This window comes from Paenibacillus puldeungensis (genome assembly GCF_042678945.1).
Lineage (GTDB): Bacteria > Bacillota > Bacilli > Paenibacillales > Paenibacillaceae > Fontibacillus > Fontibacillus puldeungensis.
Map to the genome: position 1 here is coordinate 350,514 of NZ_JBHTLM010000001.1, position 26,438 is coordinate 376,951.

General features: G+C 49.6%; 19 protein-coding genes. 15 read left to right on the plus strand and 4 right to left on the minus strand.

All coding sequences use genetic code 11. The features are described from left to right. The first annotated feature begins 23 nt into the window (after positions 1 to 23). From ACFQ3W_RS01535 to ACFQ3W_RS01550, 4 genes are all read left to right on the plus strand, one after another. Positions 24 to 1,589 (plus strand): helix-turn-helix domain-containing protein, encoded by a 1,566-nt coding sequence (locus ACFQ3W_RS01535; protein WP_379315910.1) that lies wholly within the window; start codon positions 24 to 26, stop codon positions 1,587 to 1,589. Between the two features lie 233 nt (positions 1,590 to 1,822). Beyond that, positions 1,823 to 2,923, plus strand: coding sequence for a D-xylose ABC transporter substrate-binding protein (gene xylF / locus ACFQ3W_RS01540; protein WP_379315912.1), 1,101 nt, complete (start codon positions 1,823 to 1,825; stop codon positions 2,921 to 2,923). A gap of 114 nt (positions 2,924 to 3,037) precedes the next feature. Further along, positions 3,038 to 4,549, plus strand: coding sequence for a xylose ABC transporter ATP-binding protein (locus ACFQ3W_RS01545; protein ID WP_379315914.1), 1,512 nt, complete (start codon positions 3,038 to 3,040; stop codon positions 4,547 to 4,549). A gap of 2 nt (positions 4,550 to 4,551) precedes the next feature. After that, the gene (locus tag ACFQ3W_RS01550; RefSeq protein WP_379315916.1) at positions 4,552 to 5,745 is read left to right on the plus strand and encodes a sugar ABC transporter permease; all 1,194 of its coding nucleotides are present in this window, start codon (positions 4,552 to 4,554) and stop codon (positions 5,743 to 5,745) included. 510 nt (positions 5,746 to 6,255) lie between these two features. On the opposite strand, the gene ACFQ3W_RS01555 is transcribed toward ACFQ3W_RS01550, so the two are convergent. Together ACFQ3W_RS01555 and glgP are read right to left on the minus strand one after the other, a co-directional pair. After that, complete coding sequence (locus tag ACFQ3W_RS01555) at positions 6,256 to 7,419, minus strand: phosphodiester glycosidase family protein (RefSeq protein ID WP_379315918.1); 1,164 nt, start codon at positions 7,417 to 7,419, stop codon at positions 6,256 to 6,258. A gap of 216 nt (positions 7,420 to 7,635) precedes the next feature. After that, entirely contained in the window at positions 7,636 to 9,252 is a 1,617-nt protein-coding gene (glgP, locus tag ACFQ3W_RS01560; protein ID WP_379315919.1) for an alpha-glucan family phosphorylase, read from the minus strand. A 381-nt stretch (positions 9,253 to 9,633) separates the two neighbouring features. On the opposite strand from glgP, the gene ACFQ3W_RS01565 reads away from it, so the two are divergent. The 5 genes from ACFQ3W_RS01565 to ACFQ3W_RS01585 all read left to right on the plus strand — a co-directional run bounded on the left by ACFQ3W_RS01565 (position 9,634) and on the right by ACFQ3W_RS01585 (position 15,576). Further along, positions 9,634 to 10,602, plus strand: coding sequence for an SIS domain-containing protein (locus tag ACFQ3W_RS01565; RefSeq protein WP_379315921.1), 969 nt, complete (start codon positions 9,634 to 9,636; stop codon positions 10,600 to 10,602). A 62-nt stretch (positions 10,603 to 10,664) separates the two neighbouring features. Further along, positions 10,665 to 11,480: a fructoselysine 6-kinase gene (locus ACFQ3W_RS01570; protein ID WP_379315923.1), complete on the plus strand. Its 816-nt coding sequence runs from the start codon at positions 10,665 to 10,667 to the stop codon at positions 11,478 to 11,480. A 95-nt stretch (positions 11,481 to 11,575) separates the two neighbouring features. Next, positions 11,576 to 12,289, plus strand: a complete 714-nt coding sequence (locus ACFQ3W_RS01575; RefSeq protein ID WP_379315925.1) for a GntR family transcriptional regulator — start codon at positions 11,576 to 11,578, stop codon at positions 12,287 to 12,289. Positions 12,290 to 12,486: 197 nt separating this feature from the next. Then, complete coding sequence (locus ACFQ3W_RS01580) at positions 12,487 to 14,076, plus strand: amidohydrolase (RefSeq protein ID WP_379315927.1); 1,590 nt, start codon at positions 12,487 to 12,489, stop codon at positions 14,074 to 14,076. 69 nt (positions 14,077 to 14,145) lie between these two features. Continuing rightward, on the plus strand, positions 14,146 to 15,576 hold the full coding sequence (locus ACFQ3W_RS01585) for a YfcC family protein (protein ID WP_379315929.1): 1,431 nt from the start codon (positions 14,146 to 14,148) through the stop codon (positions 15,574 to 15,576). 60 nt (positions 15,577 to 15,636) lie between these two features. On the opposite strand, the gene ACFQ3W_RS01590 is transcribed toward ACFQ3W_RS01585, so the two are convergent. Next, on the minus strand, positions 15,637 to 16,209 hold the full coding sequence (locus ACFQ3W_RS01590; protein ID WP_379315931.1) for a DUF1273 domain-containing protein: 573 nt from the start codon (positions 16,207 to 16,209) through the stop codon (positions 15,637 to 15,639). 265 nt (positions 16,210 to 16,474) lie between these two features. Here ACFQ3W_RS01590 and ACFQ3W_RS01595 point away from each other — a divergent pair, with 265 nt between their 5' ends. Continuing rightward, positions 16,475 to 17,326, plus strand: a complete 852-nt coding sequence (locus ACFQ3W_RS01595) for a DUF6612 family protein (protein ID WP_379315933.1) — start codon at positions 16,475 to 16,477, stop codon at positions 17,324 to 17,326. Positions 17,327 to 17,703: 377 nt separating this feature from the next. Here the strand turns inward: ACFQ3W_RS01595 and ACFQ3W_RS01600 are convergent, their stop codons facing one another. Further along, entirely contained in the window at positions 17,704 to 18,210 is a 507-nt protein-coding gene (locus ACFQ3W_RS01600; RefSeq protein WP_379315935.1) for a hypothetical protein, read from the minus strand. A gap of 169 nt (positions 18,211 to 18,379) precedes the next feature. Between ACFQ3W_RS01600 and ACFQ3W_RS01605 the strand changes: the two genes are divergently transcribed. The 5 genes from ACFQ3W_RS01605 (at position 18,380) to ACFQ3W_RS01625 (ending at position 26,434) form a co-directional block, all read left to right on the plus strand. Further along, positions 18,380 to 18,790, plus strand: coding sequence for a MerR family transcriptional regulator (locus ACFQ3W_RS01605; RefSeq protein WP_379315937.1), 411 nt, complete (start codon positions 18,380 to 18,382; stop codon positions 18,788 to 18,790). After that, on the plus strand, positions 18,787 to 19,707 hold the full coding sequence (locus ACFQ3W_RS01610) for a DMT family transporter (RefSeq protein WP_379315939.1): 921 nt from the start codon (positions 18,787 to 18,789) through the stop codon (positions 19,705 to 19,707). The genes ACFQ3W_RS01605 and ACFQ3W_RS01610 overlap by 4 nt, the downstream gene beginning before the upstream one ends. 103 nt (positions 19,708 to 19,810) lie before the next feature. Then, on the plus strand, positions 19,811 to 20,431 hold the full coding sequence (locus tag ACFQ3W_RS01615) for an SGNH/GDSL hydrolase family protein (RefSeq protein ID WP_379315941.1): 621 nt from the start codon (positions 19,811 to 19,813) through the stop codon (positions 20,429 to 20,431). Between the two features lie 532 nt (positions 20,432 to 20,963). Continuing rightward, positions 20,964 to 23,279 (plus strand): glycoside hydrolase family 3 N-terminal domain-containing protein, encoded by a 2,316-nt coding sequence (locus ACFQ3W_RS01620; RefSeq protein ID WP_379315943.1) that lies wholly within the window; start codon positions 20,964 to 20,966, stop codon positions 23,277 to 23,279. Next, positions 23,276 to 26,434 carry an alpha-mannosidase gene (locus ACFQ3W_RS01625; protein ID WP_379315945.1) on the plus strand — a complete coding sequence of 1,053 codons (3,159 nt, stop codon included), beginning with the start codon at positions 23,276 to 23,278 and terminating at the stop codon, positions 26,432 to 26,434. Before ACFQ3W_RS01620 ends, ACFQ3W_RS01625 begins: the two co-directional genes overlap by 4 nt. Positions 26,435 to 26,438: the final 4 nt, after the last annotated feature.

The window sequence follows — 26,438 nt, forward strand, 5'->3', positions numbered from 1 at the left end:
TCTATAGATGGGGGAATGAAGACATGTATACGCTGCTGATCGCGGATGACGAAGCGCTCGAACGGGAAGGGATCGAACTGATGATCCGGCACATGATGCCTGATACGTTCAAATTCCTTCATGCGGAAAACGGCCGGCGGGCGATACAGCTTGCGGAGGAGGAGCGTCCGGATTTTATATTTATGGACATCAAAATGCCAGGGATCCAAGGGCTGGAGGCGGTCCGGGAAATCCTGAACAAAAACCCGGGAACACCGATCGTCCTCATCACGGCTCATGACTATTTCGGCTATGCCAAGGAAGGGCTGGCGCTGGGTGTGCGCGAATATTTGCTGAAGCCAGCCAGACGGGACGAAGTACTGAACGTGCTCAAGACGTTGATTGCCGAAGCGGAGGAATCGAAGCGTGCCCGAAATGAGCGGCTCGTTATTCAGGAGAAGCTGTCCCAGCTCATGCCGCTGGCGGAAAACGAGCTGTCCTTGATGCTAATGCTGGAATGCGTTCAGGAGGTGGACCTTTCGCAGCTGGCAAACTTGCTCAATTTGGAATGGCATAAAGGCTACGCGATAGTGCTGTCTTTTTCTCGGCAATCCTCTAAAGAGTGGGCGGACTTTCAACTCCTAAAAAAAGATATTTACGATGCCGTCAAGCAGTGGGCCAAGCCCAGCTTGTCCTGTATCGTCAGCCCGGTTGTTGGACACCAGATGGCCTTGTTCGTTCCTTTCCCGCCGGGCAGACCGAACTATACACAGCGCGTCATGGCTATGGAATGGGGAGAACGGCTGCGGGGGCTGACCATGGAACGCTTCCAGCTCCCGCTTTCGGTCGGTATCGGTTCGATCCGGGAAGGGTGGGATGGCTTAAGCCGCTCCTATCGGGAGGCGGTCCGCGTCTGCGCGGATGACACTGATTTTGCCAATGTCCGGCATTATGACGACATTACCGAAAGCTCGGGGCAGCTGCCATCTTCCTTGGATGAAGAGAAGAGGCTGCTCGATGCGATTTTGCGTCATGACAAGCAGGAAGCGGCAGATCGGTTTAATGTGCTGTTTGAACGGCTGGAGCAAACCTCGGCACATCATTTTCCCCGATTGCGTGGGGATGTGATCGGGCTGCTCATGTTCATTGGACGGGGCGCCCAAATAGGAGACGGAGCGGAACTGATCACCGCTTTAGGCGGTCTGGAGGACACCGGCTCCTTGCGTGAAGGTGGTCAGCGCTGGCTGGGCAGCTTGATTGACAAACTGAGGGAGGAGAAGGAACGGAGCCGCTCCCATGTGCTGCAGCGCGCCCTGCTCTTCATCGCTCAGGGATACAAAGAGGATATTTCGATGGAGCAAACGGCCGAGCACGTAAATTTGAGCCCGCACTATTTTAGTAAACTGTTCAAGCAGCAAACCGGGGAAACGTTTATCGACTATATTACTCGGCTGCGGATCGATAAGGCAAAGGCACTGATCGCGGAGGGGAGCCTTAGTTTAAAGGAAATTTGCTATGAGGTCGGCTATAAGGACCCTAATTACTTTAGCCGGGTTTTCAAAAAGGCGATGGGGATCACCCCAAGCGAATATCGCCAGCAAATTGAATAACAGTTATTATTTAAGAGTCCTTGTTATTAAACAAGGACTTTTTTGTGCTGCAACAACAAAAAAGTCCTGTGAAAACGGGTGTGATGTTTTTCATTACAAAGGTGCGCAATCAAATGAAGGTCCATAACATAGAAGTGCTGGGAATCGCCCCTCCGAAAGCGCTGTAACGATGCTAAGATTTCAATGTAAGCGCAATCAACCTTATTAAACAAGTGAAAAGGGGCGAATGAAGAGTGAGAAAAAAAGGTCATATTTTACGGTTAAGTTTAGCCGCTGTTTTATTGGCATCCTCCCTGGCAGGTTGCGGCATTGTGTCGGACGGAAGCAGCAGTAATGCGAAAAATAATGCAGGAGGCAAGGCAGCCGGTAATGACGATGGCAAAATCGTCATCGGCATGTCGATGGATACCCTGAAGGAAGAACGGTGGCAAAAGGACCGCGACATTTTCACGAGTCGGGTTCAAGAGCTCGGTGGTGAGGTGAAGGTGCTCGCGGCTAATGGCGACGACGCAACTCAGCTGAGCCAAGCGGAGCAGCTCATTTCCCAAGGTGTCGACGTTCTGGTCGTTATAGCACACAACGCGGAAGCTACAGCGCCGATCGTTGAGAAAGCCCATAAGGAAGGCATCAAGGTTATCGCTTATGACCGCTTAATTAACAATTCAGATGTAGACTATTACATCTCGTTCGATAATGTTCGTGTCGGTGAGCTTCAAGCCAAAGCCGTACTCGACAAAGCGCCGAAGGGCAACATCGTTTATATCGGCGGCGCGGACACCGACAACAATGCGCACATGTTTAAGGAAGGCGCGATGAACGTTTTGAAACCGCTTCAAGATAAAGGCGATATCAAGATCGTATACGACCAGTTCTCGAAGGACTGGAAGCCGGAAGAAGCGTTGAAGAACATGGAAAATGCCTTGACCGCTAACAAAAACGATGTACAGGGTGTCGTTGCAGCAAATGACGGTACTGCTGGTGGGGCGATTCAAGCCTTGACCGCGCAAGGCATGGCTGGCAAAATCCCGGTATCCGGGCAGGATGCGGATTTGGCCGCCGTTCAGCGGATTGCTGAAGGAACGCAGCTAATGACGGTTTACAAGCCAATCAAGACGATTGCAACAACGGCAGCTGATATGGCCGTATCCGCCGCAAAAGGCGAGGAAGTGAAAGCGGATAAAAAGGTAAACAACGGCAAAATTGACGTTCCTTCCGTTCTGCTTGACCCAATTCCAGTAGACAAAGGAAACCTGGATACCCTCATCAAGGACGGCTTCCACAAGCTGGAGGATGTCTACAAGAACGTTCCGAAGGATCAATGGCCGAAGCAATAAGGTAGTGTATTAAGGCGGGAGTGCGAAAGCTGGAGGTTACTGAAGTTGGAAAATAACCTTCCGGAGGTTCGCACTTCTGCCGATTCTCGGGCTTAAGGAGGAGAGAACAAGCCTATGCATGTGTTAGAGATGGTGAATATCAGCAAGGAGTTTCCGGGCGTCAAAGCCCTTGATGGCGTAAATTTAAAGCTCAACAAAGGTGAAATCCATGCGCTTTGCGGTGAGAACGGCGCGGGTAAATCGACGTTGATGAAGGTACTAAGCGGCTTATACCCGGCGGGCACTTACGGTGGAGATATAGTTATCGGCGGCGAAAAAATGCAGTTCCAAAACATTACGGATGCGGAAAAGGCCGGCATCACGATCATCCACCAGGAGCTTGCGCTGGTGAAGGATATGACGGTGGGTGAGAACATTTTTCTAGGCTCGGAGCCGAAAAAGCACGGGGTTATTCAGTGGGATGAGCTTTACCACAATGCGGCGCTGTGGCTCAAGAGAGTGGGGCTGCATATATCCCCGGATACGAAAATCGGCACCCTTGGCATCGGACAGCAGCAGTTAGTGGAAATTGCCAAGGCGCTTTCCAAGCATACGAAAATCTTGATCCTCGATGAACCGACGGCTGCCTTAACGGAAAGCGAAGTAGCGATTTTGATGGATATCTTGAATCAGCTGCGCAGCGAAGGAGTATCCTGCATTTATATTTCGCACAAAATGCCGGAGGTATTTGCACTGGCGGACTCGATCACGGTGCTTCGGGACGGACGTACGATAGCAACGCTAGATCGTAAGGAAACGAATGATGACCAGGTCGTGTCGCTCATGGTCGGCCGGGAGCTGACCGAACGGTATCCGCGCGTGGAGCATACCCCAAAGGAAACCGTGCTGGAGGTACGAAATTACAACGTTTGGCACCCGGAGAAGCGCAGTCAATTGGTCATTCATGACGCGAGCTTCAAGCTTCGCAAAGGAGAAATTTTGGGTATCGCCGGATTGATGGGCGCCGGCCGGACCGAGCTGGTAAGCAGTCTTTTTGGAGCTTATGGCGGACGTTCATCGGGAGAGGTGCTCCTTGAAGGAAAACCGGTGCGGATTCGTTCTGTCGCCGATGCGATCAAAGCGGGGATTGCCTTGGTTACCGAGGACCGCAAGCGTCAGGGGCTGGTTATGGGCATGGACGTCAAAACCAACACCACGATGGCGACGATGAGTAAGATCGCGAAGCTCGGCGTCATTAATGATAACGAGGAGATCAAGTGGGGAATGCGGTATGTGCATGATCTGAAGACGAAAACCACCTCGCTCGAAACGCCTGTTGGAACGCTGTCGGGGGGCAATCAGCAAAAGGTTGTCATCGGCAAATGGCTGATGTCCGATCCGAAGATTCTCATCATGGATGAACCGACCCGGGGGATCGACGTCGGGGCGAAATATGAAATATATCATTTGATGAATGAGCTCGTCGAACAAGGGGTGGCGATCATAATGATCTCCTCGGAGCTTCCGGAGGTGCTTGGGATGAGCGACCGGATTCTGGTGATGAGCGAAGGTAAGCTTGTCCGGGAGTTCGACTACCGTGAAGCGACACAAGAAAATATTATGCAAGCCGCAACAGGAGGGAAATAAAAATGGAGCTTCAAAAACAACTTCAAAATGAAAAGGCCGCCCCAGAAGGAAAACCGTCGCTTTGGAGCAGCCTGTTTGGAAAAATGGACGTTCGCGCCTATACGATGGTCGGAGCCTTGGTGCTCATTTGGGTACTGTTCGGTCTGCTTGATCCTACGTTTTTAACCGCACGGAACTTGTCCAATCTGTTTACACAAATGTCTGTAACGTCCATACTGGCCATAGGCATGGTGCTGGTTATCGTAGCCGGGCACATCGACCTTTCAGTCGGTTCCATCGTCGGGTTGACCGGCGGGGTCGCCGCTATTTTAAGTAACTGGATGGGTCTTCCGGCAATCGTCGTTATTCTGGGTACACTCGCGGCTGGGGCCATCCTCGGTATGCTGCAGGGCTGGCTCGTCGCTTACAAAATGATTCCGGCCTTTATCGTTACGCTTGGCGGGATGATGGTATTTCGCGGGGCGCTCATGGGGGTTACCAACTCGATGACCATTCCGGTATCCGATTCGGTGCTGGCGCTGCTCGGTAACGCCTACTTCGCGCAAGGCTTTGGGATTATTATCGCTGTGCTTGCCATCGGTCTGATCGTTTGGAGCACACTCAAAAAACGTCGTTCCCGCCAAAAATATGGTTTTGAGGTAGCTCCGCTCGGCGTGGATATTATTAAAGTAGCAGCGCTCTCGCTGTTAGTTGTGCTGTTTGTGTTCGTGATGAACGCTTATAAAGGGATTCCGTTCCCGATCATTTTCGTTATTGTGTTGGCTGCTATCTTTTATTTCTTATCGACGAAAACGACCTTTGGCCGCCACATATATGCAATCGGTGGGAATATCGAAGCCGCCCGTCTGTCCGGGATCAACATCCGCCGCAAAACGATGATGATCTTCCTGCTCAGCGGTTTGCTCGCTTCGATCGCTGCGATTGTGCTCACTTCCCGTCTTGCTTCGGCTACGATTACCGCCGGGAACATGGCGGAAATGGATGCGATTGCCGCTTGCGTCATCGGCGGAACCTCGCTCATGGGCGGCGCCGGAACCGTGCTTGGCGCACTGATCGGTGCTCTCGTCATGACGTCATTGGACAATGGCATGTCGTTGATGGGCATGGAGTCGTTCTGGCAGTACGTCGTTAAAGGATCTATCCTTGTCTTCGCCGTTTGGCTGGACATTTCGGGACGCCGTAAAGGCGCGAAATAAGCTTAAGCGTGTGTGCGTGCCAAGGCCCGGATGGCTTCGGCGCTCGTACAAATAGCAGACGGCACTTCTGCCGGAGATGCAAATCTCCCGTAGAAGTGTCGTCTGTTGTCTGTTGTCTTTATGCGGAGGTGATGGTTATGTATGGTGCTGTTGCTGTGTGTTGCTGCGTCTATTTTGTAAGTCTATGGATGGGGTGCGTCACTTTTTCTGAGTAGTTGCATTTTCTACATCTATTTTCAGCCGCTTGCCCCGATCCGTTCGATTAGCTGCATAAAGTACATTTAAAAGTGCCTTCAAGGTGGGAGTCAGCACATTTCTTCTGTTTTAGTTGTATGTTTTACATTTAAAACAGGAGAAACGGCAAACCGCCTGAAATTAGCTGCACTTTCTGCATTTATTCCGGTTTAGGGTTAGGGGGCTTCAAGGCGAAAGACGTTTTGGGCACCGCGATTATGTGGGTTTTCGCACAGTATCTAGGTTTTCGCTCCCGTATCCGGGTTTGTGCCGTCATCACTGATACTTGATGATAATCGCATTGCTGATTTGGCGGCCCGGGGTTGTCAAATATTTACCATTGTAATACAAGCCGCTGGAGGCTCCGCCGTCAAGATTCATCGCTTGGTAAGCTCCGGCCTGCTTCATGATTTGTGCGAGTTGTGGAATCGTAGCTCCGCCGGTTGTCAGCAAAATCAGCTTATGATCCTGAGTAATGCCCAGTGCGCTACGTGCTCCGCCGCCTGTCAAAATTTTCGGGTCTCGGAAGCCTTCGCCCTGCACATCGATAGCCACTTTTCCGTTAACCACAAGGCGTGGCCCAGCCTGCAATCCGCCTTCAATCGTCCCTTGATCAAACCGGTCGGTGAAGTCCGTCCCTGAAATCAGCTCGGTCAGCATATTTTTATCGAAAGTAAAAATCGTTCTCTTGTCACCGGAGGCCTTCTTCTTAAGCTCTCCGCCGCGAACGATATAGCCGTAAGGAGCTTTGTAGGCATCCTTCGTATAAGCATTGAAAAAAGTTCCGTTGATCGCTACCTTGGCTTGATACCGCTTGGCTAGTCCACTTAAATTTTCAACCTTGCCGACGGTGTCTCCGGCGAGAGCGACGTCAAGTTGAATTTTAGGATGCAGCAGGGAGACCGTGACCATCTGCACCGGGAAACTGCGGCTGCCAATTTTAAATGTTTTATGCTCACTGACGATCGGGTTAGTATCGGTTAAATCCTTTCCCCGCCCAGTGAAAGGCAGGTTTAACATATTGTCGCCATGCTTAAAGCTGACGGAAGAGGTCGGCTTGTTCCACGTTACAGACCAGTTTAATGCTTCGCTAACCGGCTGCAGCGGAATGTAAGTTGCGCCAGCCTCGCGGAAAGGTGCGCCCGTTATCGTTTTGACCTGATCATTGATCTGCAGGCTCTTTTTCCCTAATACCATCGTAAGGTGGACATCACCTTTAACAATATCGACCTTCTTTTCAGCCGCGTGCCACTCTACTGCCACATCATCAAATCCGTTTATTGCCCGGACCGGGACATAGGCTAATGAATTGTTTTTGGCATCCAAAAGTACCATGTCTTTAGAAGTAGATGCCGCCGAGGTGGAAATAGGGAGGATGAGGCAAAGAAAAGCGATGAATACCAGCAGTATGCTCTTTTTGAGGTGTATTTTGCTAGTCATGTAGTACAGTCTCCTTCTTCCGATGTAGTCGATGCATATTTTTATATATTTGTAATATCGGTAGAAAGTAGGAGGTTTTGAACAAAGTTAAGTAAAAAGAACTGCAACTATAGTCCTTAAAATGTGCCGAAAGCATAAAAAAGCGCGAAATGCAGAGAAGCTTCACTCACTCCCCTGCACTCGCGCTTTAGTAAAGTATTCGATTAGTCCGTATCGTTATTTCTTGATATACATCTTCTGATAATATTCTTCCAACATCCGTTTTGTGGAGAACGTCTCCCGAGTGGTTTCTATGCTTCTTCGCATCATATGAACCCACTTGGCTCGGTCATCATAGTAGGTCGGCAACACGCGGTTCAACAAAGTGTCGTATAGGGCTTCGCTGTCGTGACGGTCGAGCACCTCAAAGTCGGTCGTTTCGAAGCCGTCTCCGATTTGCCAGCCATTTTCTCCGTCAATGCATGCCTCTGGCCACCAACCGTCCAGGATCGAGCAGTTGAGTACGCCATTCATGGCTGCTTTCATGCCGGACGTACCGCTTGCTTCGAGTGGTCTGCGCGGGTTGTTCAGCCAAATATCCGAGCCGCGGGTCAGCATGGCGCCGATCTTCATGTCGTAGTTTTCCAGGAAAACTACGCTCTTTGGATATTTTTTCATCATAGCTACGAGGTTGCTGACGATCTTTTTGCCCGTGTCATCCAGCGGATGCGCTTTGCCGGAGAACACGATTTGAATTTTACCCGTCTTAAGATATGGTTCGATAATTTCCGGCTTGGAGAAAATAAGGTCGCTGCGTTTATAAGGTGCAGCTCTGCGCGAGAAGCCGATCAGCAAATTATCGGCACTGAGCTGGATACCTGAGCGTTCTTTAATGAAATCGATCAGCTCGCGTTTGATGTCCATATGGGTAGCCCATAAATCGCCGTTCTCTTCATAAGCCCAGGTCATTCGCTCATCAACCCAAGTCGGGGTATGAATAGCGTTGGTGATGCCGATAATTTCGGATCGTCCGGAAACGTCCTTCCACATTTTATTGGAAGTGTCGGCATGAAGCGCAGCGACGCCGTTGGATATCCGGGAGAGACGAAGTCCGGCGACGGTCATATTAAACGGATTGCCGCCGATACGTTCCATTTGCTCACAGGTTAAACCGTTGAATGCGGACATATACTCCAGCCGCTCCAGCGGATGCGTTTCGTTGCCCTCCTTGATCGGGGTGTGGGTAGTGAACACTACCTCTTCGCGGGTCGCCCGCCAGGCTTCCTCAAAGGTGCTGCCGGAGCACATTTTCTCGTGGATCAGCTCTGTAGCGGCCAAAGCGGCGTGCCCTTCATTAAAGTGGTACACATCGATCGGAATTTGCAGCGCACGCATCGCTTTGACTCCGCCGATGCCGAGCACGATTTCCTGGGCAATCCGTTCTTCACCGAACCAGCCATACAGCTGCCCGGTAATCCATGCGTCGCCGTTCTCGGGAATGTCCGTATCCAGTAAATAGAGCGGATTGTTCCCAAATTTCTCAGTTTTCCAAACCTTACATACCACATTTGTGTTTCTGATTCTAACAGTAACCTTCACATTTGTATCTTCAAGGAAATCATATACATAATTGTGATACGTATCGTAAGGTTTGCCTTCGGCATCAATTCGTTGATCGGTATAGCCCTGCTTCCATTTGATGCCGATGCCGACGATCGGCGCGTTGATATCTTTAGCGCCCTTAATATAGTCCCCGGCTAAAATGCCTAATCCTCCGGCATACATTTTAAAATCGGAATGTAGTCCGTACTCCATGCTGAAATAAGCTACTGTGGGCAATTTTTGTTCGTTCATAGGAATAACCTCCTTGTACCTTTTCCTGAGAATGACATCGGCCGCCCCGGGTCCAGTACTAGGCATCAGTGCAAACGTTTGTGCAATGAAGCGGAGCATGCCAATGTGAAAACGATTTCAAAGATTATTCTAGCACATATTATGCAGTATGGTGCAAAAAATTGCACGTAAAATAGACGAAAATCGAAAAAAAATGGAGTTCGCCATCTTTTTTTCACAAATTATTGCAATAAATGGGACAAACGTTTGCATCATAATAACGGATAACCTAATATCGGAGATTGATGATTTTCCGCTTGACGTCCTAAATGAAAGCGGTTATATTTGAAATGTAGATAATACGTTATATAACGTTATATAAAAACAAAAGGAGAGAACAACATGAACGTATCTAAAGTGATCAGCACGATTAACGAACAGACTCAAAACGGCATTACCGAAGTTTACCTCGTCGCCTGCGGTGGCTCCCTCGTTGATATGTACCCATCCAAGTACTTTTTGGATAGCGAGGCGCAAAAAATTGTACCCGGCATGTACACGGCCAATGAATTCGTTCATTCCCTGCCAAAACGCCTTAACAAGGATTCCGTCGTAATCGTTTGCTCGCATGGCGGCAACACACCTGAATCGGTCGAAGCGGCGAAAGTGGCCAAAGAGCGCGGCGCGCATACCATTGGTTTGACTCATAATAAGGAAGCCAACCTGCTGAAATACTCCGATCACCAGTTCGTGTATGAGTGGGGTGAGGATAGCGATGTGAAAAACAACCCGATGGCGATCATCATGGAATTGTCGGTGGAAATTTTGAAGGTGACCGAAGGTTATGCCCATTACGATGCTTTCCAAGGCGGCATTGAAAAAATCAACGGCATCATTACCGAAGGTAAAAAGCTTGTAGCTGCTCGCGCGAAGGCATTTGCGGATAAATACCGTACGGAAGGCCTGTTTTACATCCTTTCCAGCGGCGCCTCTTATGGACATGCTTACGGTTTTGCGATCTGCTCTTTGATGGAAATGCAGTGGCTGAATGCCGCTTCGATCCATTCCGGCGAATACTTCCACGGTCCGTTCGAAGTGACCGATAAAGAAACACCGTTTATCTTGATGATGAACGAAGGACGGACTCGTGCCCTGGATGAACGCGCTCTGACTTTCCTGCAGAAATATGCGGAAAAGGTTGAAGTCGTTGATGCCAAAGAGCTTGGTATCGGTACGATTGCCGATGAAGTCGTTGAGTTCTTTAACCCGATCCTGTTCTACAGCATCATGTGCGTATATCGTGAAGCTTTGGCAGACGTTCGCAATCATCCGCTCGAAACGAGACGTTACATGGGGAAAGTTGCTTATTAATCCGAAGTATTCTATACAAATTTTTCAGCCAGTCTAAATCTTGCGAAGAGCAGGTGAACAAAATGAAGGTATTAGGTATTGGCGATAATGTAGTGGACAAGTACGTGCATATTAAAACGATGTATCCCGGCGGCAATGCGCTGAACTTCAGCGTATTTGCCAAGAAACTTGGGGCGGAAGCCGCCTTTGTAGGTGTTTTCGGTGACGACCGTGAAGCTGAACACGTGGAGAAAACCGTTCGCGAGCTTGGCATAGACATTTCCCGGTGTCGCCATTATCACGGTGAAAACGGTTGTGCACGGGTGACGCTTGAAGATGGAGACAGAGTATTTCTCGGCAGCAACGAGGGCGGAGTGACGAGACTCAACCCGCTGAAGCTGGACGATGAGGATCGCGCATATATTCGCTCTTTCGATATTATGCATACCGGCTTGTACAGCCATACCGGGCATATCCTGCCGGAGCTTCGTACACTGGGCGTGCCGATCTCCTTCGACTTCTCCGACGATTTTGAGGAAGAGCAAGTAGATCGATTCATTCCTTACGCTGACTTCGCGTTCTTCTCCTGCAGCCATATGTCGGATGAAGCGACGATGGAGTATATCCGCTCCAAATGGCAAAGAGAAGGGCAATTAATTGCAGCTACCCGCGGAAGCGACCGTTCTATGATCTATGACGGGCACCAGTATTACTTCCACGTTCCGGAACTCGTCGAGGCGGTAGATACGATGGGAGCAGGCGATTCCTACATTACGGCGTTTCTGCTGAGCTATCTCAAAGATCGTGGCATCCAGAAGGCGATGGAGGAAGGCTCCACATTTGCGGCACAAAGCTGCCTTGTAGAAGGGTCATTCGGCTTTGGCGTAGTTTATGAGTGATTCAACGAAAGAAAAATCGACGCTTGCTTGTATAAACGCTAAACGTTTGATACTCTTTGAGGGAAGACTATAACGTTTTATCGAGCGAGGTAATTATGTTAAATTCAGATCATCCCGAACCACTATATATTCAATTGAAAAAAGCGATTCAATCTGCGATTTTTAACGGCGTATACCAGCAGGGAGAAAAAATACCGACAGAGCTGGAGCTAAGCGACCAATATAACGTCAGCCGGATTACGGTCCGCAAGGCGGTGGAGGAGCTTGCCCAGGAAGGGTATCTTACGAAGCGACAAGGCAAAGGCACGTTTGTAAGCCATGTGAAAATCGGCCGAAAAATAGAGCATTTGGTAGGCTTTACAGCTGCCTGTAAAGCAAATGGGTTTACTTCTCACAGCACGGTGACTCACCGGGAAGTCATTGAACCGGATGCCGAACTGCAGGGCGCACTGCGCCTGGAGAAAACGGAGAAGGCCATATATATTCAGCGCAAAAGATATTGCGGGGATAGTCCGCTTATGCTGGAGAACAACTATTATCCGCAAAAACGATTCTCCTTCTTAATGGAGGAATCGCTGGAAGGATCGCTGTATGATCTGCTAAGAGACAAGTACGGGATTGATCCGAATCAGCCAGGGGAATCGATTCTTGAAATCGTTCTCGCCGACGAGCAGAAGGCAAAGCTGCTCGAAACGGAGATTGGCAAGCCGTTGTTCTACATGAGAACAATCATCTTTGATCAACACGGATTGCCGGTTCATGTTGGCAAGCAATATATGATGGGTGACCGCTATCAATTTACCCTTTAATTGATCTGTCCTTTTACAGAGAGATTCCGCTTTAACCTGTGCCTTTTATCACGGTTCAAGGGAGCGGTATACCTTATGATATAACGTTATAAGACGTATTTGTAGAAGGATAGAACATTTTCTTTACTGAAACCGATTGCATGATGATTTATGTGTTCGAGAATTTATTTGAAGTAGAAATAAAAGGAGGGATGATTTTGAACGCAACGAGCAATACCTTTGCTGACATTGTGCTCATTTCAAACGCTGTATTTACGGGAACGGAGGATGAGGCCAGACCGGGATTTGTAGCCATAACCGGTGAATTGATTAGCGCCGTGGGGACTAAATCGGATTCCGTAAATTGGATCGGACCTATGACGAAGGTTTATGAGCTTGGAGACGGGCTTGTTATGCCGGGCATTCATGACAACCACGTTTTTTTTACCGGCTATATGTCGATGCATCGCGGTTTGGACTTAACGAATACGAGTTCCCCCCAGGAAGCTTTGGATTTATTGATTGCGTACGCCGAGGGCCTGCCTAAGGGAGAAAATGTATACGCTTTCGGTTGGGGGCTGGACACGTGGGAAGGGCCACCTGACCAAGCATTACTGGATGAGGCTTTTCCGGACCGAGCTGTCATTGCTATTAATCGCACCAAGAGCTATTGCTGGATGAATCAGAAGGCCACCCAAAAATACGGGTTTGTGCCGGATCAATGCAGCGCAGAGGCTCGCGCGTTATTGCTGAGAGATATGTTGAACGATCAAAAGTTGGTGCAAAGCGAGTTCCTGGACTTTTGCCGCATGCTGGCTGAACGCGGAGTTACATCCATCAAGGATATTGGCTTTGATGATTACGTGGGAATGCTGCCTGTTTTAAGCAGTTTAGACGAGAGTCGGCAGCTTCCGCTGCGCGTTCATTTCGCGCTTGAGCCGGTACTGGATCCGATAAATATCCCGGTTGGAATGCAGTACAAAGACCGTTACAACGGCGACCAACTTCGGTTTCAAGGCTTCAAAATCATGGTGGATGGGGTAGTTGCTGATCATACAGGAGATATGCTGGAGCCATACGCGGATATGCCGGGAGTGACGAATTTGCGGCCGGTTGATTATGAGGCGATTGAGGCTGCGGTGTTGGAAGCTGACGAACAGGGCCTTAAATGTACCTTGTGCGCTGAAGGCGATGCGGCGATCCGCCGGGTAGTATCGATATTCGAAAAATGCCGCAAGCATGGCGGTGACCGTGATATTCGGCATTCCATCTGTGATCTCGAGTATCCGCATCCGGACGATTTGAAGCGAATGGCCGATTTAGAAATTTTCGCCGAAGTGTACGCGCAGGTTCTGCTGCTGAACCCTTCTCATGAGCTGGCTTATATGGCCGATGCCGTAGGCAGAGAGAAAGAGCGGCTGTTCTACAATTATAAAGGCATGCTGGATGCCGGCGTAACGGTAACGATTGGAACAGATCTGCCGCTCTTCCTTACGAGTGTTCCTGATTCGCTATATGCCGCAACCGCCCGTTTATTTCCAGATGAATCACCTGCAGGGGGGTGGTATCCTGATAGAGGAATGCCGGCTTCGGAAGTGCTGAAGGCATGGACCATAAACGGCGCGAAGCATTGCTATATGGAGGACAAGACAGGAACGTTAACGCCCGGGAAATATGCCGACATCGCTGTCTTTGAACGTAACCTGCTGCAAACCGCTGCCTCAGAGCTGAGAAGTTCAAAAGCAATCTTAACGATCGCCGGTGGTTCAATCACCAATGATAGAGTATCTTCATCCAGAGAAAACTAATAGCTTATTAATGACGTCATATAACGATATATGGAAAATCATACAAATCCGGAATGAGGGGAAAATGTTATGGAAGCCGAAAAGAAAAGATGGAAATGGTCCCTGCCCCATAGTTATACGCTGATTTTTGGCATCATCATTCTTATGGCTGCGTTAACCTGGATTGTCCCAAGCGGACAGTTTGACCACAAAGATGTAACGGTGGACGGGATGACCAAATCGGCGATTGTGCCGGGCACTTATCATACCGTACCGAAAACCAGCGAAGCCGGCAGCCTGCGTGCAGGAATCCAGCAAATATTAAGCGCACCGATGGAAGGCGTCATCAATGCGGCGGACGTCGTCGCATTTGTGCTGATCGTCGGCGGTGCCTTCGGCATCATTCTGCAAACCGGTGCGATTGACCGGGCGCTGGTGGCGCTGGCGAGACGGCTGAAAAATAAAGGGATTCTCGTCATCCCGATCGCGATGCTCATCTTCAGCCTTGGTGGCTCCACGTTCGGGATGAGTGAGGAAACGATCCCGCTCTATGCCATTTTCATATCGCTGATGTTCGCGCTTGGTTTTGACTCGATGACCGCGATTCTGATTCTGTTCCTGGGTACCCAAATCGGCTATGTCGGCTCTACGACCAACCCGTTTTCCGTTCTTATTGCCCAGGGTGTGGCGGGAGTTGAAGGCAACCCTCAGCTGTGGCTGCGTTTTATTGAATGGATTGTGTTTACAGGCGTATCGATCGCGTTCACAATGTGGTATGCGCACCGGGTGAAGAAGCATCCGGAGAAATCGGTCGTCTTTAAGAATGACCAGTTGAACCGTTCTCTTTTCCTAAAAGAAGATACCGGTGAAGCGGTCGTATTCTCCTTCCGGGACAAGCTGATTATCGGTGGGTTCGTGGCTACTCTAGGCCTGATCGTCTGGGGAATTCTGAGCAAAGGCTGGTACATGACGGAAATCGGTGCAGTATTCCTTGCGCTGGGGTTGTTTGCGGGGATCGTATCAAAAATGAACCAGCGCGAGCTGGCAGAAAGCTTCGTTAAAGGCTGTGGCGAGTTTGTCTACGCTGCCGTAATCATCGGTTTGGCCCGCGGTATACTAGTGATTGCGGAGAATGGAATGATCATCGATACCATTCTCAATTCCTTAGCAGACCTGCTGAAGGGCCTGCCAAGCTACGCCTTCACTACGATCATGCTGCTTGTTCATAACGTCATAACGTTCCTCGTGCCGTCCTCTTCCGGTGAGGCTGCGTTGACGATGCCCGTACTCGCGCCTTTGGGCGATCTGGTCGGAATCAACCGCGAAGCTATCGTTACGGCTTACCAGTTCGGTAACGGACTGACCAACCTGATCTCTCCGACTGGCGGCGTACTGCTCGCTGGACTGGCGATCGCTCGTATAAACTTTGGCCAATGGATCAAGGTTATTATCAAGTTCTTCTTCGTGCTGTGGATTATCGCAGCCATCTTTGCAGCGATTTCCGCTTCGGTAGGAATGTAAGGATAAGGTGTGAAAACAGAAATACCGCTTGCTCCGGATGCAGGCGGTATTTCTCTTGTATCAAGAATCTATGTAATCATTAGTATACTCTGGCTGCTCCTCATCCGCGATCGCTTGAATTTCCTCGGAGCCGATGTTCAGGTATACATAATCCGCTTCCGCTTGCTTCTTCAAGGCGCGTTCCTTAAAAAATTTCGGGCTGGCTTCGCCATTATCTTCGTCATATACCAAGAGAATGCCATCCGTTTTCCGAAACAGCAGCTCGTCACGGGCGGAAAACTGCCATCTGCCAACGTAAGGCTGTTTGCTGGCTGACGCATAGTAGTCGACTTGGCGGAGGAGCTGGTGGTAGTATTCCTTTTTCTCTTCATTCCATTTATCCTCTTGCTGGCTGTAAGCGGTAATGATTGAGCATTTGACATCGGGATACCGTTTCTTTAGGGACAACACGGCTTCAATGGCCCATAGATCAACGCCGTATTGACCGGGAGTGATTACCCATTCGAGCCCGTCTTCTAAGAGAGGAATGAGCCGGGCGGCAATCGCCTGACGAATATATGGAATTCCTTTGTGTTTGTTGCTGAATATGCCAAGCTCATGGGCGCGATAACCGGTAACTAGCAAATTTTTCAAGTGGAAAACTCCTTTGGTGATTTCGATGAGCTCTTTTGTTCATTATAAACTTGTTTGCTGGATTGGGGGTAGTTTGAAGGACGGAGAAGTCAGTAGCTGCAAGTGTGTTCGCGTTTTCACAATAAGTAAATAAGTACCAAAAAATAGGTCTAAGAGCCTAAATAAATAGGACCTTGAGTGTTACTAAATTGGACTATTTTACCTGTCAGTCTTACTAGACATTGGTTAATATGATGAAGAATACATAATTTAGGAGGACAACGTAGTGAAGAAATTTACCTTAGTGCTGCTTGGTCTGATCTTGGCCATGAGCATGACCGCATGTGGGAAGGAAAAGGCTAACGGGGGAGATTCAAAAGCGGCTAATGCCCAAACTGAAACGAAGGCAGCAGAATCGACATCGATGACCGTCGATGAACTGATCAAGAAAACTACCGAAGCCAGCAATGGAATGAAAAGCTATTCCATGGATATGAACATGAACGAAAACATTTCCGTGAAGCAGGGAGATCAACAGCAGGATCAAAAGATTGAGATGAAGATGAAAATCGACGCCATGAAAGATCCTATGCAAATGTACTCCGAGACGAACATGTCGGCTCCGGGGAGCGCAAGTCAAAACATTAAGATGTACATCACCAAGGAAGGGATTTTTGCCAACCAAACGGGAACCTGGACGAAGCTGCCTGACAGCCAGAAAGATCAGTTGTTAGCGAGCATGGATCAAAGCTCTAACCCAGGAAATCAATTGGAGAAGCTTAAAACGATTGCCAAAGATGCTAAAGTATCTGAGGAAGGCAACGAATACCTCCTTACAGCGGATTTATCCGGCGACGGTGTAAAGGATTTTGCAAAATCATTGATGAACCAATCTGGAAACAGCAATCCACAAGCGGCTCAAATGCTGGATCAAATGAATATTAAGAACATTAAAATCAACTACAACGTAAACAAAGACAACTTCTTCCTAACCAAAGCCAATGTAGAAATGACGATGGAAATGGAAGCCGAAGGTCAAAAAGTGACTATGGAAATGAAGATGGACACCACGGTCTCCAAACATAACGAAATTAAAGAAATCAAAGTACCGCAAGACGTGCTTGACAGCGCGAAGTAAGCTTTGGTTTTGAAAGACATTAAACCGCTAAGCCTGGTCTGTGCTAGGATTAGCGGTTTAATTATGTGCAATAATGGTAACGGTTACAAAATGTAAAGTCTATTGTCCATGAATCGCGTAAAGCGTAAATACAGTATAGAACACAGCATAAAACATTCCCAGCGCAATGATGCAAAGAAAAGCATTGCCATTCGAATTGCTTCCCGGTTGCCGCATGAGGATCAGCTCCTTTACATTCACTTATACTTAAATTGTGAACATTCTGTGTCTGATCTAATTATTGAACATTTTGTGTCCAAATACAAACATTTTTTTGCGTGCAACGGGAACAAATGGTAAATAAATTAAAAAAATGGGCGTTAAAGGGCCGCAAACACCTACCCCTTTTGCGGTTTAAACCCTTCCTCCTCCAGATATTGCCCGGCCTCCTCGCGTGTATCGAATACCATTTCAAGACTTAGTCCCGAGTAGATGTACCATAAGTCATCCTCACATTTTAGGGTTAGTATCTGCCCCTTGGAGTCAATCCAGGTTCCGCCGGGAGAAAGGCTTGTCATTTTGTTCATGGTTTCGGCTTCCAAAACAGCCTCAGAGTCTTGCGATCCTCCTGATGAAAGCGACCGAATCGATAGTTCCACCAGCGAACGCAGTTGATCGGCGGAGTAGTCACGAATATTGACAAAACCCTTATCATCAACGTCATAACCTGACAGCAGACCGGCGTAAACGTAACCGTTCCCATTCGGATGTAGATGGTAAACGACGGTTTTTTTATCGTGCACGCTTTGTTCATAGTGAAAGTTGACACGGCCAAGGGATACGTTCCGCCGTTCGAGCTCCGGAAAGGACTCCAGAATTTCAAGTTTTTGCGCAAAAGTTAGCATGCTTTTTCATCAGCCTTTCGATCGAATTAAAGCCTGTAGTTGGCGTACAAGCCATCCTGATTACGCCTGTGATTATAACATAGTCGAAGGAGCGAACCAAAGATACTTGACTTAGAGTTTACTCTAGGAATTACACTGAATTTAAATTAAAAATTTAAGGATGGTGAATATGGTATCTATTCGTAAGGCTTCGGAAGCGTCGGGGGTTAGCTCCTATACATTAAGGTACTACGAAAAGATCGGGCTGCTGCCTTCGCCCAAACGTACGGATGATGGACGACGCTGTTATACGGAACAAGATATTCGGTTTATTTCTTTTTTGAAAAACCTGAAGAAGACAGGAATGTCTTTGGAGGAGATTCAAGAGTTTGTCAAAGATGGCTGCATTCAGGAGGCCATAAATTCAGGAGTAAATCCGACACAGTTGACGCCATCGATCAGCAAACGCATCGATCTATTAACAAAGCACTTGGAACAGATGGAAATGAAGAAGAAAGAGCTGGAGGAAGTGATTATGGCAACGAAGGATAAATTAGACACCTACTACTCGCTTTTGGGGGAGAAGGAGGAAGAGCTGTGAAACATCTAAAAATATATTTGATGCTGCTCGGATTTTCGATTTTTACCGGTGTCACCTTCAATCTGGCGAAGTATACCGTGGGTTTCTTCTCTCCTTCCTCCGCTGCAGCTTGGCGGTTTGGTCTGGCCGGTGCTGTGATGCTGCTTATCCTCGTTTTCAGAGAGGGAATTCATCTAAAGATTCTAAAGGGGAACGCCGCCCCTTATACTTTGCTTGGGCTGGTGGGGATCTTTGGCTTTAATACGCTGTTTTTTGCAGGCTTGAAGTATACTTCGCCGGTAAACGGATCGCTCATTATGGGGCTGAACCCGCTCTTAACGACCATTTTCTCCCGAATGATTCTGAAAGACAAAATATCCTCGAGACAGATCGTCGGCATTGTCCTGGCGTTCATTGGTGTATTTCTGGTTATTACGCAAGGTTCACTGGAAGTGATTCGTACGTTGTCGATATCCGGCGGGGATATATTGATCTTGGGAGGAAATATTTGTTGGGCGCTATATGGAGTGCTTGGACGCCGCTATGTTAAGCAGGGGACTGCTATGTCGACAACAACATACACGATGCTGGTCGGCGCAGTAGCTTTGATAATCGTTTCATTATTTTCGTCAAACCCGGTGCCTGTACCTGACATCCCGCTTGAGGCATGGGGAGCTATCGCTTTTATGGCGCTTTTTACAAGCGTGTTAGGATACCTCTGGTGGAATCAAGGGATAAAGGAGATCGGGGCTGCAAAAACATCCCTTTTTTTCAACCTGGTACCTGTAGTAACGATGACTAATTCATTTGTGATGGGAACGCCGATCACGCTATTTCAATGGATTGGAGCTATATTCGTTATATCCGGTGTAGTTGCAGCATCCGGGATAATAGTCTTCACGAACATGAATGCCGAAAGGCAGCCTGTGGTGAAATAATAATTTGAAGATTTAGGTAAGAGAGTTGACTCCTATAACCGTTATGGAAAAATATACATTATAATAGAAGCGCAACTAATCATGGATCGGAGGAGTCAGCGGTATGGGGTTTAAAGAAAATGATGTTATTCTGTTTCAAGGAGACAGCATTACGGATTGGGGACGAAATTATCAGGATGGGGCATCGCTTGGTGTAGGGTATCCCTTAATCGTTGCTTCGCGTCTAGGTTACTTATACCCGGAGAAGAAGCTGACGTTCCTGAATCGCGGTATTAGCGGAAATCGGGTTAAGGATTTGCAAAATCGCTGGGACGAAGATTGCCTTGACTTAAAACCCAATTGGGTATCTATATTTATCGGAATCAATGATACGTGGCGTCGGTTTGACCAAGGCGAAGAGACGACGGCGGAACAGTATGAAGCTGCGTACCGTAACATCTTGGAGCGCACGACGGCGAAGCTGGATGCTCGTCTGGTGATGATGGAGCCATTCGTTTTACCAGTTCCGGAGGACCGCAGACAATGGCGTGGCGACCTCGATCCGAAGATAACGGTTGTTCGTGATTTGGCGCGCGAGTTCGGCGCGTTGCTCGTGCCGCTCGACGGTTTGTTCGCCGCAGCTTCAGTGAAGGCCGAGCCGTCCTACTGGGCACCGGATGGAGTCCATCCATCGCCGGCCGGACATGGCCTAATTGCCGATGCTTGGATCAGAACGGTCCTTTAGTTCGCATGAATATAAGAAAATAACGTAATGCCGACAAAACGGCAGTGTTGCGAGGTGCTTTCGAGAGGGAGCTATCGTGATACTGTCGTTTTTTTGAACACTAAATGCATTTTGTACAGTTAAGTATCGCCATATTGGAACCTTCGAGCATTTAGGTGCAGAAAGTGCAGCTAAATGGGGCGGAAAAGCCCTGCAAAGCCCAATTGCCTAATTTTAGATGTACGTAATGCAGTTAAAATTCAAGAGTTTCCAATTTGCCCGAAAATAGTTGTACTAAATACATTTAAGAGTAATCTCATTCCTTTATTCGATACAGGGGAGCACCCGAATGAAACCGGAGCAGCAGGGTGATTGACAGCTTTGAGTAAAAGAAAGTAGACTTAGGTTTAGATAACGTTATTTTAAATTACATAACAAAAATAACGATTTAGGGAGTGGCTAAACCAGCTCATGTAACACCAAACATGAATAGTTTTGTGAGCGCTTAACGAACTAAGAAAGATTACACACAACCGCAAGGAGGCTTATGCGCATGGATTACAAAAACCCGTCATTACCCATTAGCAAACGAGTCGAGGATCTGCTGGGGCGGATGACGCTGGAGGAGAAAATCGGACAATTGGTTCAGCCGTTTGGCTGGAAGATGTACAGCAGAAAAGCAGATGGCACAGTGGAGGTTACAGAGGAATTCATACAGGAGCTGGCTCAAGGTGGCTTAGGCTCCTTATATGGAACGCTGCGGGCTGATCCATGGACGGAGGTGACGTTAAAAACCGGCCTCTCCCCTAGGGAAGGAGCTGCTGCGGTCAATACGATTCAACGATATGCCATGGAGCACACCAGACTCGGTATCCCGATTCTATTTGGGGAGGAATGCTCTCACGGACATATGGCGATCGGGGCGACGGTATTTCCTGTGCCACTTACAGTAGGGAGCACATGGAATACGGAGCTGTACGAAAAAATGTGTAAGGCTGTTGCAGTAGAAACGCGGGCCCAAGGGGGAACCGCAACCTATTCGCCGGTGCTCGACGTTGTTCGAGACCCGCGCTGGGGACGTACCGAAGAAACGTACAGCGAGGACGCCTATTTAAACGGTGAGTTGGCCGTGGCGGCGGTTAAGGGTTTGCAGGGGGATAACATCGCATCCGAGGAAAGCCTGATTGCAACACTGAAGCACTTTGTAGGCTACGGCAGCTCGGAGGGGGGACGTAATGGAGCTCCTGCCCACTTGGGACTCCGCGAGCTTCATGAGGTGGACCTGCTTCCGTTCAAAAAAGCGGTGGAAGCCGGCGCTTGCTCGGTTATGACGGCCTACAACGAGATCGATGGCGTACCTTGTACGTCCAGCCGTTATCTGCTTAATGACGTGCTCCGTGAAAAATGGGGCTTCGACGGTTTTGTCATCACCGATTGCGGAGCCGTCAATATGCTTAAGGACGGACACAACACGGCTAGCAGTGAAGCGGAAGCTGTTGCTCAGTCGCTGCAGGCCGGAGTCGATATGGAGATGTCCGGCGTGATGTTCCGTGCTCATATGGAAACAGCGATACAGCATAGCTTAATCAGCATGGACGAGCTGGATCAAGCGGTTAGCCGGATGCTGGAAATGAAGTTCCGGCTTGGCCTTTTTGAACGGCCGTATGCTGATCCTGATCGGGCGGAACGCGTGATCGGAAGCGAGGAGCATGTGCGGCTGGCCCGTCAAGTCGCGGCTGAAGGCATCGTACTTCTCAAAAATGTACAAGGAACTCTACCGCTTGATCCGCAGGCAATCAGTACGGTCGCTGTAATCGGACCTAACGCGAATGCCCCTTATAACCAGCTCGGCGACTATACATCACCGCAGCCACCGGGCCAGGTTGTGACGGTGCTGGAAGGGATTCGCCGCCGGATGGGTCGGGACGAGAGCCGTGTATTGTACGCTCCGGGCTGTCGGATCAAGGGAGATTCCAAGGATGGCTTCGAGAACGCCCTGCAATGTGCAGCAAAAGCGGATGTGGTTGTCATGGCGATCGGAGGATCGAGTGCGCGTGATTTTGGCGAGGGCACGATCGACCTGCGTACCGGCGCGTCTGTCGTTACAGGGAACGACTGGAGCGATATGGAGTGCGGAGAAGGCATTGACCGAGCTACGCTGACCTTGATGGGCGTGCAATTGGAACTGGTCAAGGAAGTCCATAAGCTCGGCAAGCCTGTTATCGTGGTATATATTAACGGCCGGCCGATTACTGAGCCTTGGATCGATGAGCATGTTGAGGCCATTCTGGAAGCCTGGTATCCGGGGCAGGAGGGTGGCAATGCGATTGCCGACGTTTTGTTCGGAGACGTCAATCCTTCCGGTCGATTGACTTTATCTATTCCGAAGGAAGTCGGCCAGCTGCCAGTTTACTATAACGGTCGGAGAACCCGGGGCAAGCGTTATTTGGAGACGGACCTTGCGCCAAGGTATCCTTTCGGATATGGCCTGAGCTATACGGAATTTAAATATGAAAACCTCCGAGTTGAACCGGAGATGATTCACCCGGATGGGGAAGCGACCGTCAGTGTCGATATTACAAACATCGGAAGCTGTGATGGCACGGAGGTTGTCCAGCTCTACGTTTCCGACCTAACAGCCTCGGTTACGCGGCCGGCTTTAACGCTAAAAGGATTTCGCAAGGTACCGCTTAATGCGGGAGAAACCCAGACTGTGACGTTTGTCGTCGGCCCGGAGCATTTGCAGTTGATCGGAATGGAGCTTGAATCGGCAGTCGAGCCAGGGGAATTCCGCTTAATGGTGGGTCCAAACTGTACTGAAGGCCAAACAGCAAGTCTATGGGTCAAAGAACGGGGGGATGAGGCGTGATTCGTATCGATCGGTTTATTAAATTTTTAGCCCAGCACGAGTGGCTCGAAGTGATTGAGCTGCCGGAATGGGAAATGCAAAGAGCCCGGTATATCGGTCCGGGTGTTTACGAATATATGGAAGCGAAGCCGACGCTCCAGAGGGTAGAGCGGCTATCCAGCACGCAGGGAACAACGTACTTTCTGAAGAAGACGTTGGATATCCCGGAGCACTGGGGTTTGGAGGAAGTGGCGCTAGTCTTCGAGGCGGGCGGTGAAGCTCTGCTGCGCATTAACGGTGAGGAGAGTCACGGTCTCGACCGCAATCACATGTTTGTTCCGCTGCGGCTGGAAAAAGTAGGGCAGCGTCCACTGCTGGAAATCGAGCTGTTCGACCCGATTCCCGAGCCTGTGGACCCGCTGAACCAGCAGGCGGTTATTAATCCGCCGATCAGCGGCATCAGCAGCAGACTGGTTCGTGTCAACGGACCAGTACGCAGCTTGAAGCATACCGTGGCCGTGGCGAACATGGCTGCGGGGCTGCTTCCGGAGCAGGACATGCGCCGGATTCGTACCGAGCAGGCGCTGACAAAGGCGATGGATGCGCTGTATGGCGCTGCGCGCAGCGTGCTTGAGGACGCAGAGCTTGTCCAGGAGACGGAGCGTAGGCTTGAAGCGGCCGTCAAGGAGCAGATGCCGGAAGATTCTGTCCCCGGCATCATGCACATGGTAGGCCAGTCGCATATTGATGTAGCCTGGCTGTGGCCGGTCCGGGAGACAGTTCGCAAAGTAAGCCGGACCTTCTCGACGGTTTGCGCGCTTATGGACCAGTATCCGGACTTTAAATATTCGCAAAGCCAACCCCAGCTGTATGCGTTCGCGAAAGAGCATTACCCGGATTTGTTCGAGAAGATTAAAGCGCGCGCTAAGGAAGGCCGGTGGGAGCTCGTCGGCGGGATGTGGGTTGAACCGGACCTCAATTTGCCAAGCGGCGAGTCTCTGGTACGGCAAATTTTATACGGTCAGCGTTTCTATGAGCAGGAGTTCGGCAAACGTTCGGGAATCGAATGGCTGCCGGATACGTTCGGCTACTGCGCTTCGCTGCCGCAAATTCTCAAGCTGGCCGGAATCGAGTATTTTATGACAACCAAGCTTGGCTGGAACGATACGAACAAATTCCCCTACGATCTGTTCCACTGGGTTGGTATCGACGGTACAGCGATTCTTGCATATCAAAACCATGGCGTCAACGAGCATACCCACCCGAAGGATGTGCAGGAGCATTGGAAATCGTTTGGACAGAAGGATGTTCATCAGGAACTGATGCTGCTCTATGGCCATGGGGACGGCGGTGGTGGTGTAACCGAGGAAATGGTTGAGTTTGTGGAGCGCGCCAGCTTAATGCCGGGGCAGCCTCTAAGCCGCTTTGCGACAGCAGCCGATTTCTTCGAAGGGGTGAAACGCCAAAATCCGAAGCTGCCAAAATGGCATGGCGACTTGTATTTGGAGCTTCACCGCGGCACTTATACGACTCATGCGCATAACAAGCGCAATAACCGGAAAGCGGAGGTGCTTTACCGTGAAGCGGAAATATGGAGCAACTTCCCTGATTTAGGTCGTACGGCCGACCAAGAGGTTCAGGCTTCACTAAATGATGGCTGGAAGCTGATGCTGCTCAATCAGTTCCATGACATTATTCCCGGAACCGCTATTCCGGAGGTGTACGAGACATCGGCAAAAGAATATAAAGAAATTTTCCGCCTGGGTAATCAGGCGTTAAACCGTTCGCTGTTAAATGCAGCTGCGGAGGTTTCCACCGACGGCGTAGAGGGTCAGCCTTGCATCGTATTCAACAGCCTGGGCTGGGAGCGGGATGAAATCATCGAACTCGGCAGCGATACCGGATTGCCGCTTGAGGAGCTTGCGGCTTACGATGAGTGCGGGCAGCTGGAATGCGATCTGCTGACGGATGCAGCCGATCCGCTAAAGCATTTGCTAGCGATTCGGGTGCCAGGGGTACCGGCTTTCGGCTGCAAGACGATATGGCTGCGCTCAGCTGAGAAATCCGAGAAAACTGGAGCCGCTATGGGTAGCAGCACAAAGCACGAGGTAGGCTCTGTGCCGCACGAATGGGAAACAGAATTTTACCTGCTGAGTTTTAATGAAAAAGGCGAAATTATACGCTGGTTCGATAAATGCTCCGGCCGTGAGCTGATCGCTGAAGGTGGGAAAGCAAATGAACTGCAATTTTTCCATGATACTCCGACATATTGGGATGCCTGGGATATTGATCCTCGCTATGAAGATCAACGTGCAGGAGCTGTAGAGCTGATCAGCAGTGAGGTCGTGGTTCGGGGCAAGACGCAGGATGTACTTCGATTCCACTGGAAGCTGAACGAGTCGGAGATTGAACAGGAGGTTGTGCTGTATCATCACCGGCGCCGCGTCGATTTTCGCACGAAGGTGAACTGGCGGGAGGGCCATAAGCTGCTGAAGGTTGCCTTCCCGGTAGATATTGTCGCGGACAAGGCCACCTATGAGATTCCGTTTGGTTCGCTAGAGCGTCCAACCCATCGCAATACGAGTTGGGAGCAGGCCCAGTTTGAAGTGTGCGGACACCGGTGGGCCGACCTATCGGAAGGCGGATACGGTATAAGCCTGCTTAATGATTGCAAGTATGGCTACGACATCAAGGAAGGAGTCATGCGTCTATCGCTGTTGCGAGCACCGACATGGCCGGACAAAGGGGCAGATCAAGGCGAGCATCAATTTACCTATTCGCTTTATCCGCATGCCGGGGACTGGCGGGGTGCCCATGTTGTACGGGAGGCTGTCGAGCTTAACCATCCAGCCAGCTTTTTGCTAACAGAGAATCCGCAAAATGGAACACTTCCGGCAGTTCATTCGTGGCTAAAGCTTGATGCCGAGCATGTCGTTCTTGAGACGGTGAAGCCTGCCGAGGATGGCAGCGGGACGATTTTGCGGTTTTATGAATCATCTGGCAGCAGGGAGAAGGTTAGTGTGCAGTGGCCGACCTCAAACATGAAGGCCTACATCGTAGGGCTGTTGGAGGACGAGAAAGAGGAAATTCTCGTGCAGGATGGCAATTTTGAGCTTGTGTTCAAACCGTATGAGATCAAGTCCGTAAAAATCAGCGTGCAATCAAATACACGATAAGAAT